At 73.4% G+C, this 12,735-nt stretch carries 13 protein-coding genes; 6 read left to right on the top strand and 7 right to left on the bottom strand.

The genetic code is table 11. The features are described 5' to 3' along the window. Positions 1-178: 178 nt before the first annotated feature. Together ACFW9D_RS08915 and ACFW9D_RS08910 are read left to right on the top strand one after the other, a co-directional pair. On the top strand, positions 179-1,225 hold the full coding sequence (locus ACFW9D_RS08915; RefSeq protein ID WP_384619463.1) for an NlpC/P60 family protein: 1,047 nt from the start codon (positions 179-181) through the stop codon (positions 1,223-1,225). A gap of 26 nt (positions 1,226-1,251) precedes the next feature. Next, positions 1,252-2,136, top strand: a complete 885-nt coding sequence (locus tag ACFW9D_RS08910) for a sigma-70 family RNA polymerase sigma factor (protein WP_384619461.1) — start codon at positions 1,252-1,254, stop codon at positions 2,134-2,136. Positions 2,137-2,152: 16 nt separating this feature from the next. Here ACFW9D_RS08910 and ACFW9D_RS08905 read toward each other — a convergent pair whose 3' ends face one another. Beyond that, the gene (locus ACFW9D_RS08905) at positions 2,153-2,740 is read right to left on the bottom strand and encodes a GNAT family N-acetyltransferase (protein WP_384619458.1); all 588 of its coding nucleotides are present in this window, start codon (positions 2,738-2,740) and stop codon (positions 2,153-2,155) included. An 82-nt stretch (positions 2,741-2,822) separates the two neighbouring features. Then, a complete protein-coding gene (locus ACFW9D_RS08900) occupies positions 2,823-3,332 on the bottom strand; it encodes a hypothetical protein (RefSeq protein ID WP_384619456.1) in 510 nt (169 codons plus the stop codon). Between the two features lie 89 nt (positions 3,333-3,421). On the opposite strand from ACFW9D_RS08900, the gene murJ reads away from it, so the two are divergent. Further along, on the top strand, positions 3,422-5,074 hold the full coding sequence (murJ, locus tag ACFW9D_RS08895; RefSeq protein ID WP_384619477.1) for a murein biosynthesis integral membrane protein MurJ: 1,653 nt from the start codon (positions 3,422-3,424) through the stop codon (positions 5,072-5,074). Between the two features lie 169 nt (positions 5,075-5,243). Here the strand turns inward: murJ and ACFW9D_RS08890 are convergent, their stop codons facing one another. Beyond that, the gene (locus ACFW9D_RS08890; RefSeq protein ID WP_188337315.1) at positions 5,244-5,942 is read right to left on the bottom strand and encodes a response regulator transcription factor; all 699 of its coding nucleotides are present in this window, start codon (positions 5,940-5,942) and stop codon (positions 5,244-5,246) included. After that, positions 5,939-7,234: a PspC domain-containing protein gene (locus ACFW9D_RS08885; RefSeq protein ID WP_384619454.1), complete on the bottom strand. Its 1,296-nt coding sequence runs from the start codon at positions 7,232-7,234 to the stop codon at positions 5,939-5,941. Before ACFW9D_RS08885 ends, ACFW9D_RS08890 begins: the two co-directional genes overlap by 4 nt. A gap of 182 nt (positions 7,235-7,416) precedes the next feature. Here ACFW9D_RS08885 and ACFW9D_RS08880 point away from each other — a divergent pair, with 182 nt between their 5' ends. Together ACFW9D_RS08880 and ACFW9D_RS08875 are read left to right on the top strand one after the other, a co-directional pair. Further along, entirely contained in the window at positions 7,417-8,709 is a 1,293-nt protein-coding gene (locus ACFW9D_RS08880; RefSeq protein ID WP_384619450.1) for a PspC domain-containing protein, read from the top strand. Beyond that, positions 8,699-8,908 (top strand): hypothetical protein, encoded by a 210-nt coding sequence (locus ACFW9D_RS08875; protein ID WP_223205995.1) that lies wholly within the window; start codon positions 8,699-8,701, stop codon positions 8,906-8,908. The genes ACFW9D_RS08880 and ACFW9D_RS08875 overlap by 11 nt, the downstream gene beginning before the upstream one ends. A 206-nt stretch (positions 8,909-9,114) precedes the next feature. Here the strand turns inward: ACFW9D_RS08875 and ACFW9D_RS08870 are convergent, their stop codons facing one another. The 3 genes from ACFW9D_RS08870 to ACFW9D_RS08860 all read right to left on the bottom strand — a co-directional run bounded on the left by ACFW9D_RS08870 (position 9,115) and on the right by ACFW9D_RS08860 (position 12,022). Next, the gene (locus ACFW9D_RS08870) at positions 9,115-9,630 is read right to left on the bottom strand and encodes a DoxX family protein (RefSeq protein WP_384619447.1); all 516 of its coding nucleotides are present in this window, start codon (positions 9,628-9,630) and stop codon (positions 9,115-9,117) included. A 118-nt stretch (positions 9,631-9,748) separates the two neighbouring features. Continuing rightward, complete coding sequence (locus tag ACFW9D_RS08865) at positions 9,749-11,020, bottom strand: hypothetical protein (RefSeq protein ID WP_384619445.1); 1,272 nt, start codon at positions 11,018-11,020, stop codon at positions 9,749-9,751. 210 nt (positions 11,021-11,230) lie between these two features. Further along, positions 11,231-12,022, bottom strand: a complete 792-nt coding sequence (locus tag ACFW9D_RS08860; RefSeq protein ID WP_188337320.1) for a class II aldolase/adducin family protein — start codon at positions 12,020-12,022, stop codon at positions 11,231-11,233. A 128-nt stretch (positions 12,023-12,150) separates the two neighbouring features. On the opposite strand from ACFW9D_RS08860, the gene ACFW9D_RS08855 reads away from it, so the two are divergent. Next, complete coding sequence (locus ACFW9D_RS08855; protein WP_188337321.1) at positions 12,151-12,633, top strand: pyridoxamine 5'-phosphate oxidase family protein; 483 nt, start codon at positions 12,151-12,153, stop codon at positions 12,631-12,633. Positions 12,634-12,735 lie beyond the last annotated feature (102 nt).

The raw sequence follows: 12,735 nt of genomic DNA, 5'->3' as shown, positions 1-12,735 counted from the left end.
CCTGGTCCCCGCCCCCCCCCCGCCCCCCGCCCGGGGGCGGCTGCCGCCCCCCCCCCCCCAAACGGGCCGGGCGGGGCCCCGCACCCCCTGGGGGGGCCGCCGCCGGACGCGTAAGAACCCCTCCCGGCGGGCGTACGAAGCAGTGCGTGCAGTACGACCCGAAAGGACGTGGCTGAACGTGCCGGCAGCGCATCGCAAGCCGAAACAGCGCTCCATCAGTGGCCATACGGCCCGTACCGCGGCCACCCTCGCGCTCGCCTCCGCGGCGACCGCGGCCACCGCCTTCGAGGGCGGCGTGGCCCACGCGGAACCCGACCTCACCCCCGCTCAGGTGAGGGCGAAGGTCGACCGGCTCTACCAGGAGGCGGAGGCCGCCACCGACCGGTACAACGGCGCGAAGGAGAAGGCGCGCGAGGCCCGCAAGAAGGTCTCCGCCCTCCAGGACGAGGCGGCCCGCCGCGAGGACGCGCTGGGCGACCAGCGCCGGGCCCTCGGCGAGACGGCGGCGGCCCAGTACCGCACCGGCGGCATCGACCCGTCCGTGCAGCTGCTCCTCTCCTCCACCCCCGACCGCTATCTCGACCGGGCCGCGCTCGCCGAGCGGGCGGGCACCCGGCAGGCCGCCTCGATCACCCGGGTCCGCAAGGAGCTGCGCGCGATCGACCAGCTCCGGCAGCGGGCGGACGGCGAGCTCGGCCGGCTGAAGGCCCGCAGGGCCGAGCTGGAACGCCAGAAGAAGACCGTGACCCGCAAGCTCGCCGAGGCCCGCCGCCTCCTCGACCGCCTCACCCCGGCCGAGCGCGAGCCCGCCGCGGACCGCGCCTCCCGCTCCGCCCCGCGCGACACCACCGCAAGCGCCCCCGCGAAGGCGACCAACTCCCGTACGGCGGCGGCGATCTCCTACGCGTACGGCGCGCTCGGCAAGCCCTACGTCTGGGGCGCGACCGGCCCCTCCGCGTACGACTGCTCGGGCCTGACGCAGGCCGCGTACCGCGCGGCAGGCGTCTCCCTGCCCCGCACGACGTACTCGCAGATCAACGCGGGCCGTCGCGTCGCCCGCTCCCAACTCCAGCCCGGGGACCTGGTGTTCTTCTACTCCGGGATCTCGCACGTCGGCCTGTACATCGGCGGCGGCAAGATGATCCACGCCCCGAACCCGAGCGCGCCGATCCGGATCGCCCCGATCGACGAGATGCCGTTCGCGGGGGCGACCAGGGTGGCGTGATCCACCGCCCGTGATCTACTGCCCCTGTGACGAGCGAACCAGGCAACGGGACACGGGAGTTGGCGGACCGCTTCGAGGCGGAGCGGCCGCGGCTGCGCTCGGTCGCGTACCGCATGCTCGGTTCGCTCGCCGAGGCCGAGGACGCGGTGCAGGAGGCGTGGCTGCGGGCCGACCGCGCGGACAGGGCCGAGATCGAGAACCTGTCCGCCTGGCTGACCACGATCGTGGCCCGCGTCTGCCTGAACCTCCTGCGTTCCCGTACGACCCGTCGCGAGGACCCGCTCGACACGCTGGACGCGGGTGTGGCGGGTCCGGAGGAGGAGACGCTGCTCGCCGACGAGGTGGGCGTCGCGCTCCTGGTCGTCCTGGACACGCTGTCGCCGGCCGAGCGGGTCGCGTTCGTCCTCCACGACACGTTCTCCGTCCCGTTCGACGAGATCGCCCCGCTCCTGGACCGCTCCCCCGCGGCCGTACGCCAGCTGGCGAGCCGCGCCCGCCGCCGCGTGAAGGGCGCCACGCCTCTCCCCTCCCCCGACCTGACCCGCCGCCACCGCATGGTCGAGGCGTTCCTGTCGGCGACCCGGGGCGGCGACCTCCAGGCCCTTCTCGCGCTCCTGGCCCCCGACGTGGTCCTGCACGCCGACGCGGCGGTCATCCCGACCCCGCACCCGGTCGCCCTCTCCGGCGCCCGCTCCGTCGCCGAAAGCGCGATGGCGGCCATGTCCCGCGCCCGCCTCACCGGCCCGGCCCTCATCGACGGCACCCCCGCCCTGGTCATGTCCGTCCACGGCCGCCTGTCCCTGGTCCTCACCTTCACGTTCACGCGGGACGGCTCCGCGATCACGGGGATCCAGGTGGTGGCGGAGCGGGCGGAGCTGGCGGGGATGGAGATCGCGGTGGTGCCGGAGTAGAGGGACGCGGGCCGGCTCAGTCCCCGGCCACCTGCTCGGCGGACGCGATGCCGGGCTGCTCTCGCCACTCCCGCCGGAGCAGTCCGAACACCCACGAGTCGGACACCACGCCGTTCACGACGCAGTCCTCCCGCAGCGTCCCCTCACGCACGAACCCGACCTTCTCCAGGACCCGGGCGGAGGCCACGTTGCGCGTGTCGGTCTCGGCCTGGACCCGGTTCAGGTCCAGCGTGTCGAAGGCCCACCGCAGCAAGGCGTGCGCGGCCTCCGTCGCGTATCCCTGACCCCACATCTCCTCGCCCAGGCAGTAACCCAGCGACGCACTACGGAAGTCAGGGTTCCATTCCACCAGACCGCACCATCCGACGAAGGCTCCGTCGGCGGCACGCTCGATGGCCACCCGCGCCCCGCTGCCCTCCTCCTCGATCCTCCGGCAGACCGCGACGAAGCGCTCGGCTCGGGCCGGGTCGGTCCACGGCGGGGAATCCCAGTAACGCAGCACGTGCGCGTTGCTGTGCAGAGCGAACAGCGCGGTCGCGTCGGCCTCCGTGAAAGGACGCAGTCGCAGGCGCGCGGTGTGCAGTTCGGGCGTCGTCAGGGTCATACGCACCATCGTGCCTCCGCACCCGGGTGACCCGCCTTCCGATTTCCGGAGCACAGCGGCAGGCGCCCCGAGCCGGATCACCTCACAGCCGGTGGACCCCTCGCCAGGTCCACCCCGAGCCGAGCACGACCTTCTGCATCGGGTCCCGCATGTAGTTGGAGTCGAAGTCGACCGAGTAGACCCGCTGACGGCGCCCCTCCGCGTCCTTCTCCCAGTGGAACTTCTTCGACCACACCCGGGTGCGTGGCCCCCGCCCGACCTTCTTCTCCGCGACCCACCGGAGGTTCTTCCCTGTCCGCGTCACCTCGTGGACGTGGGCGCAGACGCGCGCCTCACGGGCCGACTCGTCGAGCCGCAGCACGAACTTGAACCGCCGTTCCGTCTGCTCACGGTTCCGGCCGCTGCCCCAGGCGGGCTCGATCATGTGCCACTCGGCCAGGACGTCGGCACCGCTCTGCCCGGCCCGGACCCGCCACGGCTTGTCCGGATCGTCGAGGGCCAGGAGCGCCGACCGCACGTGCGCACGGGTCATCGGCGCGATGCCCGCCTCCGGGTACCGCGTCCCCGTCCACCAGTCCCGAAAGCGCCCCATGCCCTGCGAACCTCCCCCGTCGTGTCCGCTCCAGCGTACGAGGGCCTGGCGACGGGCGAGGGCTCCGAGCGGCGTAGGTTGACCCGATGGTGGCTGAAGGGGCGGGCTCCGGCGTGCGGGAGCGGGCTGGCGGGGAGAGCAAGGGCGCGGGACGGCTCGGCGGGGCCGCGCGGTCGTCGGTGGTGATGGCTGTCGGGACCGTCGTGAGCCGGGGGACCGGGCTCGTGCGGCAGGTGTTGCAGGCGGCCGCGTTGGGGACGGGGCTGCTGGCCAGTACCTACAACACGGCGAACACCGTGCCGACGAGCCTGTACACGCTGCTGATCGGCGGGGCGCTCAACGCGGTGCTCGTGCCGCAGCTCGTGCGGGCGCGGGCGACGCAGGCGGACGGCGGGCGGGCGTACGAGCAGCGGCTCGTCACGCTCGTGGTGTGTGTGCTCGGGGTCGGGACGGCGCTGGCGGTGTGGGCCGCGCCGCAGATCGTGGGCCTCTACATGCGGGACACCCCGGAGGGGCACGAGGCGTTCGAGCTGACGGTGACGTTCGCCCGGTTCCTGCTGCCGCAGATCTTCTTCTACGGGCTGTTCGGGATGTACGGCCAAGTCCTCAACGCCCGCGAGAAGTTCGGCGCGATGATGTGGACGCCGGTGCTCAACAACGTCGTGCTCATCGCGATGTTCGGTGTGTATCTGGGGCTCATGTCGGCTCCGGAGCGGATCGAGGACATCAGCGCCGGGCAGGTGCGGCTGCTCGGGATCGGGACGACGGTCGGGATCGCCGTGCAGGCCCTGGCGCTGGTTCCGTTCGCCCGTGCCGCCGGGTTCCGGTTCCGGCCGCGGTTCGACTGGCGGGGCTCCGGGCTCGGGGCCGGGGTGCACGCGGCGAAGTGGACGCTGTTGTTCGTCCTCGCCAACCAGGTCGCGCTGACCGTCGTCACGAACTACGCCAACGCCGCCGACCAAGCCCTCCCGCACTCCGGCGCGGGCTACTCGGCTTACACGTACGCGCAGACCATCTGGATACTGCCGCAGTCGATCGTGACGGTCTCGCTCGTCACGGCGCTGCTGCCCCGCATGAGCCGGGCCGTCGCCGAGGGGCGCCTCGCGGACCTGCGCGGGGACCTGGCGCGGGCGCTGCGGATGACCGGAGTCGTCATCGTCCCGGCCGCGTTCCTGTTCCTGGCGCTGGGGCCGGACATCGCCGCGCTGCTGTTCGCGCACGGGACCTCGGACGCCGCCGCGGTGCGCCCGCTCGGGTACATGTTGCAGGCGTTCGGGCTTGGACTCGTCCCCTTCTCCGCCCAGTACCTGCTGCTGCGCGGCTTCTACGCGTTCGGGGACACCCGCACCCCGTTCTTCATGGCGGCCTGGGTCGCCGCCGTCGACATCGCCCTGGCCACCGCCTGCCATCTGCTGCTGCCCGTGCGCTGGGCCGTGGTCGGGATGGCCGGGGCCTACACGCTCTCCTACGCCGCGGGGCTCGCCCTCACCTCGTACCTGCTGCGACGCCGGCTGGGCCGCCCCCTCGACGACGGCGCCCTGCGGCGTACGTACCTGAAGCTGTTCGGCGCCGCCGCTCCGGCCGCCGCGCTGGGCTGGGCGGCGGCCCGCGGGTGTGAACGGGCGGGCCTGGGTGCGGGCACCGTCGGCACGGCCCTCGCCCTCGCGGCCGGGGTACTCGTGACGGTCCTGGTCTGTCTCGCCCTGGCCCGGCTGTTGCGGATCCCCGTGCGCCGGAGCTGACAGGGGCGGCAGAGGCCGTCGGGGACGGCTTCGGGGCGGCCGGGGACGCCGCATTCCGTGCACTCGACCAAGGTGCGGGGTACGTGGACCGTGGCGGCGAGCCCGCCGGGCAGGAGCTCGGGCCCGTTGCCGTGGTCGGTGCCGGTGTCGGCGCCGTGGTCCGTGCCGGTCACACCAGGCGGCGCGCCGTCGCCCAGCGCGTCAGTTCGTGGCGGTTGGAGAGCTGGAGTTTGCGCAGGACCGCCGACACGTGGGACTCGACCGTCTTCACGGAGATGAAGAGCTGCTTCGCGATCTCCTTGTAGGCGTAGCCGCGGGCGATCAGGCGCAGGACCTCGCGTTCGCGCTGGGTGAGGCGGTCGAGGTCCTCGTCGACCGGCGGGGCGTCGGTGGAGGCGAAGGCGTCGAGGACGAAGCCGGCGAGGCGCGGGGAGAAGACGGCGTCGCCTTCCTGGACGCGGAAGATGGAGTCGACGAGGTCGGTGCCGGTGATGGTCTTCGTGACGTAGCCGCGGGCGCCGCCGCGGATCACGCCGATGACGTCCTCCGCCGCGTCGGAGACCGAAAGGGCCAGGAAGCGGACGGGGTTGTCCGCGTCGGCCATCAACGGGGCACTGCGGCGCAGGACTTCGACGCCGCCGCCGCCCGGGAGGTGGACGTCGAGGAGGACGACCTCGGGGCGGGTCGCCGTGATGACGGTGACGGCCTGGTCGACGTCGGCCGCCTCGCCGACGACCTCGACGCCGGTCTCCTCGGTGCGGCCGATCTCGGCCTGCACACCGGTACGGAACATGCGGTGGTCGTCGACCAGGACCACCCGCACGTGCCGTCCCGGAGCGGGAGCCGTTTCCTCGGTGTGTTCCGTCATGCTGACTTCTCCGCCCTCTTCATGGTCAGTTCGACCTCGGTGCCCCCGTCGGGGACCGCCCGCAGCCGGGCCGTCCCGCCGTTGCGCTCCATCCGGCCGATGATCGATTCTCTTACGCCCATGCGGTCCGCGGGGATCGCGTCGGGATCGAAGCCGGGGCCCCGGTCCCGTACGGAGACGAAGACCTCGTCCCCTTCCACCTCCGCGTAGACCTGCACCGGCCCGCCCTCGCCACCGTACTTGGCGGCGTTCACCATCGCTTCCCGCGCGGCCTGCATCTGTGCGGCCAGCTTCTCGTCCAAGGGGCAGTCGCCGACGACCACGACCTCCAGGGGGACGCCGTGCTTGTCCTCGACCTCGGCCGCGCTGCGCTTGACGGCCTCGGCGACCGTCTCGGGCTCCTGCGCGTTCTCGGCGGCGGCCGGTTTGTAGAGCCAGGCCCGCAGGTCGCGTTCCTGCGCGCGGGCCAGGCGGCGCACCTCGGCCGGGCTGTCCGCGTTGCGCTGGATCAGGGTCAGGGTGTGCAGCACGGAGTCGTGGACGTGCGCGGCGACCTCGGCGCGCTCCTGGGCGCGGATGCGCATCAGGCGTTCCTCGGACAGGTCCTGGGTCATGCGGATGAGATAGGGGCCGGCGAGCAGGGCCACGCCGACGAGGACGGCGAGGGCCGCCTGGAGGATCGAGCCGAGGTGCTCGGTGGCGCCCTGGGTGACGAAGATGCCGGTGACGCCCGCGCCGACGAGCAGGACGCCGGCCGCGGCCCGCGCCAGGTTGAGGGTGCGCCGGCGCCGGCCGACCTCCACCCAGCGGGCCCGCCGCGCGTTGTCCGCCTGCCGCCACACGAGGGCGACGCCCGCGCCGACGAGGATCGTGGGGACGACGTACGCCTTGGTGTTGCCGGTGAGGTTCACGTTCTGGACGAAGATCATCGACATGATGACCATCAGCAGCAGCGCGAGCACCTGGCCCCGGTCGGGGCGGCGCGTGACGAGCCGGCGCCGGCCGTCCGCCGACACCTCCGACGTGAGCACCGGCGGCCGCTCGGCGCCGACGCCGCCCACGCCCAGCGGCACGAAGAACCAGAACGCGGCGTAGAGCAGCGCGCCGAGCCCGTCGGCCATGAACAGGCCGACGAAGACGAGGCGCACCCAGATCACCGGCAGCCCGAGATGCCCGGCGAGGCCCCGCGCGACCCCGCCCAGCCAGCGTCCGTCGCTGCTGCGGTAGAGCTTGCGCGGCGGCCGCGGGTCACGCGGGTCTTCGGTGAGAGGGGCGGTCGCTGCTTCCGGCATGGCACCGATCGTCACACGGCACGCCGTCATCGGGCATCAGGGTCGACCCCTGGGACTCCCCTGATCTCCCGCCGGGGGCGGGTGATCTCCCGTCGGGGGCCGGCGCGGGTCAGGGCGATCTCAGGGTTCCGCCAGGGTTGTCCCTGCTGCCCCTGGCGGCGCGGGCCCGTCACCATGGACGTATGACGCAGGCCCCCCAGAACCCGACGGACCCGACGGTCCCCGACGACACCAGGACCCCGCCCCGCTTCCGCCGCGACCGGCGGTACAAGACGCTGGGCGGGGTCTGCGCGGGGCTCGGCCGGCAGTGCGACATGGATCCGGTGATCTTCCGGATCGGCCTCGCCGTGCTCTCCGTGACCGGCGGCGTCGGGCTGATCTTCTACGGCTTCGCGTGGCTCTTCGTCCCCTACGACGACGAGGACGAGAACGAGTTCCGCAAACTGCTCACCGGACGCGTCGACGGGCCGGGGCTCGCCGCGATCGTCACGGCGCTGCTCGGATGCGGGCTGTTCCTGTCGATGCTGAACAACGGGGGCGTGCTCACGTTCGCCGCCGTGCTGGCCCTGCTGCTCGCGGGCACCGGTTACTGGTCGCAGCAGCGGCGCGGCGCGGACCCCGACCCGGTGGCCGCGCAGGCCGTCGCCGACGCGCCGCCCGAGGCGCAGGCGCCGCCGGTCTCCGGGCCGCCGTCCTGGTGGCGGGACCCGATCGTGAAGGACGGCACGCACGTCGGCGCCACCGGGTACTTCTGGGGGCCCGCGGGCAGCGAGGACCTCGGTCCCGCGTACGGGTCCGGGGGCGGGCCCGCGACGAGGCGTCCCGCTCCGCCCGCCCCGCCGCGCGGACCGCGGGGCATCGGCGGGCGGGTGTTCCTGGGCGCGCTGGTCGCCGCGTGCGTCGGCACGGGGGTCACCTGGGACGAGCGGACGCTCCCGGCGAGTCTGCAGACCGGGTTCGCCTGCGCGCTCGCGGTCTTCGGGCTCGGCATCGCGGTGAGCGCGTTCCGGGGGCGGACCGGGGCCGGGTCGATCGTGCTGGCCGTGCTCACGGCGGGACTGCTCACGGCGTCCGCCGCGCTGCCCGCGGACATCACCAAGGAGTGGATGCGGGAGACGTGGACGCCGGCGAGCGCGGCGCGGGTCGAACCGCGGTACGGGCTGGGGTCCGGCACCGGCACGCTCGATCTGTCCCGGGTGGACGTGGCGCGGGGCGGGGCCGTGTCCACGCGGGTCGAGGTCGGGGCGGGGCGGGTGAAACTCGTGCTGCCGAAGGACGAGCGGGTGGAACTGCGGCTCGAGGTCGGGGTCGGGGACGTGCGGCTGCCGGACGACCCGTCGGGCGACGTCGACGTGCGGCCGGACGACGACGAGAAGGTGACGCTGCCCGCGGCGCGGGGCAGCGAGGACGTGGGGCTGATCAGGGTCCACGTCGAGGTCGGGCTCGGACAGGTGGAGGTGTCCCGTGCGGCATGACTTCTTTCCGGGGCGGCTGGTGGCGGGGGTGGTGCTGCTCGTCACGGCGGTCGTCTACTTCGGCGACGCGGGTGAGGCTTGGACGGCTCCCTGGTGGGTCGCCGTGCCTCTGGTGTGCGGGGGGTTGGTTCTGGCGCTTCTCGTGGGGGCGGTGACGCAGCTCTTCCGGGTGCGGGGGCGGCGCCGTAGCTCCGACTGAGCGTTTACGGGTGCGGGCCGGTGGGGCTTCTCGCGCAGTTCCCCGCGCCCCTGAAATGCAGACCCTTCGGGTCGCATTTCCCCGATCAAGGTGCGGGGCGCCTTTCATCTGGGGAAGGCGCGGCGAAGCCGCATGCCTTCCAGGGGCGCGGGGAACTGCGCGACCAGCCCCCACCGGGCCGCACCCGGCGACGAAACCGTGAACCCCTACGGACGGGCTCGGCGCTCGCGCCACCACGCGTCGACGGACCAGATCGCCGCCCCCGCCAGGATCAGCGGCAGCCATGCCATGAGGTAGGCCAGGTCGTTGCCCAGGTAATACGGCTCGGTCGCCCAGCTGACCGTGAGCCAGAGGCTGAGCGAGATGAGCGCCCCGCCGAGCGCCGCGACCCGCGCGAAGACGCCGAGCAGCGTCCCGATCCCGACCGCCAGCTCGCCGAGGGCGATCGCGTAGCCGAAGGCGGGCGGCGACTTGAGGGCCAGGTCGACCAGTTCGGGGAACGCGGAGATGTCGCGCACCCCGTGCATCTGGGCCCCGATCGACCCGGGCCCGCTCGCCTTGAAGAAGGCGCTGTCGGTGAGTTTGTCGAAGGACGCGTAGATGAAGGTGACGCCGAGGAATATCCGGAGCGGGAGCAGCGCGAACCGCTGCGCGGAGTCCCGCCAGTCGGTGCTCCCCTCGACGTAGCTGGTGTGCACGTCCGTCCGCATGCCGTGTGCCATCGCCGGTCCGCCGCCTCTCCGCGCCTGGTGCCTGCAACCCGTCATCTGACGATACGTACGCGAGCGCGATCCGGCTCAGTCGTGGGGCCGTTCGGACGTGCCCGGCGGCGCGAAGGAATCAGTCCAGGACGTCGACGGTGACCCGGTTCGTCTCGACACCCGTCGCGGTGATCACCTGCACCTCGACCCGGCCGGGCTCGACGTCGACCGGGACGGGCACGGTGAGCAGCGCGTCGGTGGGGTTGGTGAAGCCGCCCGGGACCGGGACCAGCGGTACGTGGACGTGGACGGGGCCGATGCGGACGGCGACCCGGGCGAGCTGTTCGGCACCGCCCGCGCCGGGCGGCACGAACCCGGCGCCGCGGATCTCGATGTCGTCGCCGGTGCGGATCGGCGCGTCCAGGTCACCGGCCTCCCGCGCCCGCACCACGGAGAGGATCACCGGCCGGCCGCCCTCCGCGTACTTGCCGCACAGGTACGTGGCGGCCGAGACGAGGACGAGGACGGCGAGCCCCCAGGGCAGATCGGGCAGCTGGTCGGGGCGGCGGGCCAGCCGGGCCGCCGCCCACACGACCGCGGCCGCGCTGACGGCCACGTACTGGGTGTCGGTGAAGCTGCCGCGCCCGGCGTCGTCGGTGAGCAGGTCGGCGGCGCACGGCCGGGCGGCCCGCACCTTCTGCAGCCGCTGCCCGGCGACGCGCAGGGCGACGACCCGGCGGACCAGGACGGCGACCGCGCAGACGACCGCGAGGACGGTCAGCAGGCCGGCGCCCCGGGCGAGTTCGAGCCCGTCGATGAGGGCGTCGCGGCGGGCCGGGCCGTCGGCGACGGCGAGCTCTCCGGCGAGGACGAGCACGGCGTGGACGGTGAGGAGGAGGACGGCGGCGGCGACTGCGCGCGAGGTGGACAGCCGGTTGTCCTCGCCGGTGAGCGGGGCGAGGACGCCGCCGCGGGCCCGGTGCAGATACGCGGCGCAGGTCAGCAGCCCGGCCAGGAGGACGGCGGCGGCGAGACCGGCGGAGCGGGCGGTGGTCCAGCCGGAGCCGGACGCGGTGAGGAGCTGGACGAGCAGCAGCACGCCGACACCGCCCCAGACCACCCACAGGGTGCGCGGCCACAGCGCGGCGAGCCAGATGGCGCTCTCCTCGCGGCCGCGCTCGGTGACGTCCCGCGCGGACTGGGTCAGCTCGTCGGAGATCCACTGGCGGGAGGCTCCGGCCGAGTGCTCGACGGCGGGCGGCAGGCCCTGCCCGGCCGCGAACTCGTCGCGTTTGGCGGCGAACGCGGCGACGGCCCGGCGGTGCCCCTCGCGCGCACCGTGCGGGCAGTCGCCGCACGCGCAGCCGCCCTCGTGCGTCCCCTGGCCCTGCCGGGCTTCCTGCACCGCCACCGCGACGCCCCACCTTCAAGATCGTTCGACAGCGGTCACGCGGCTCGTGGCGCCTGTCGTCAACTTCCTTGTGATGAGAGGGAATTGTGCCTTACGCGGCGCACGCTCCGGCGCACGGCCCCGCCTCGCCCGGGTGAACGATCCGGACGCACGTTGACCTCCCCGGTCAGGGGCCTGCCAGGGGCCGATCGGCGGCCTGCCGGGTGTCTGTCAGGCCAGGAACTCCGGCTCACTGCGCGTGATGTCCTGCCACATGCTCTGGTAGTTGATCCACGCGACGAGGTCTCCGCCGGTCTGGTCCCGGGTCGCCACGGCCTGGCGGCGGTCGATCAGCACGGGACGGCCCGCGGCCCGCGCCGCGAGCTGCACCTGCGCGCAGCGTTCGAGCGCGATGAACCACCAGGCGGCGGCGTCCACCGAGTCGCCCACGGTGAGCAGCCCGTGGTTGCGCAGGATCAGCGCCTTGAACGCGCCGAGCGCGACCGCGATCCGCTTGCCCTCCCCCGCGTCGACGGACACACCCGTGTACTCGTCGAGCAGCGCGTGGTCCTCGTAGAAGGCGCAGGCCTCCTGGGTGATCGGCTCGATGAGCTCGCCGATCGCGGACAGCGCCCGCCCGTACGTGGAGTGGCAGTGCGCGACGGCGACGAGCTCGGGGCGGGCCCGGTGCACCTCGGCGTGCACGGTGAAGGCCGCCTGGTTGACGTGGTACCGGCCCTCCAGGACCTGGCCGTCCCCGTTGGCCAGGACGAGGTCGCCGACGGTGACGTGCCGCAGCGGCATGCCGAACGGGTTGACCCAGTAGCAGTCCTCGAACTCGGGGTCGCGGGCCGTGATGTGACCCGAGACGCCGTCCTCGTACCCGAGCCGGCCGAAGTTCCGCAGCGCCCCCGCGAGCCGCTCCTTGCGGTACCGCCGCTCGTCGGCGGGGTCGGTGTGCACGGGCGGCATCGCGAAATGCAGCTGGTCGGTGGGTATCGGGGCGGGGATCTGCGTCGACATGCTGCGGAAGGTACCTCCGGCGACGCGAGGACGACAGAGCCGGGCTGTGAAAAGAATGCGGTGAAACGCCCCGGGAAGCTCCGGGAAAGGCGACAGGAGGTGTCGGGTATCGGCGCGAGACTCGACGCATGACGTCGAACTGGGCCGCCTTCGCCGCCGCCGAACCCGAATTCGCCAGGACCGTCGAGGAGCGCTTCGCACAGCACGTCCATCACGTCCTCGCGACGCTCCGCAAGGACGGCTCGCCGCGCACCAGCGGTCTGGAGGTGCGCTTCCTGGACGGCGAGTTCTGGCTCGGCATGATGACCGGCTCGCTCAAGGCCCGCGACCTGCTGCGCGACCCGCGCTTCGCGGTGCAGGCTAACCCGGGCGAGGGCACGTCCATGGGCGGCGGCGACGTGCGGATCAGCGGGCGCGCGGTACCGGTCGAGGACGCGGAGTCGATCGCCCGCTACACCTCCGAGGTCGAGGTCCCCGACCCGGACTCCTTCCACCTCTTCCGCACGGAGCTGACCGAGGTGACCCGGACGTATGTCGAGGACGACACGTACCTGGTGGTGCGGGTGTGGAACCCGGGCGGCGGCCCGGTCCGCACGATGAAGCGCGCCTAGGAACGCGAAAGTGGGGTGCACCCCCGCGGCACCGGGGGCGGACGCGGCCACAACACGGCGACCCCACCCCAAGAGCGACCACGCGGCGGTTGGCAGGGAAGC

The sequence above is a fragment of the Streptomyces sp. NPDC059524 genome (genome assembly GCF_042749255.1).
Lineage (GTDB): Bacteria > Actinomycetota > Actinomycetes > Streptomycetales > Streptomycetaceae > Streptomyces > Streptomyces xanthii.
This window is presented reverse-complemented; position numbering and strand designations above follow the sequence as displayed.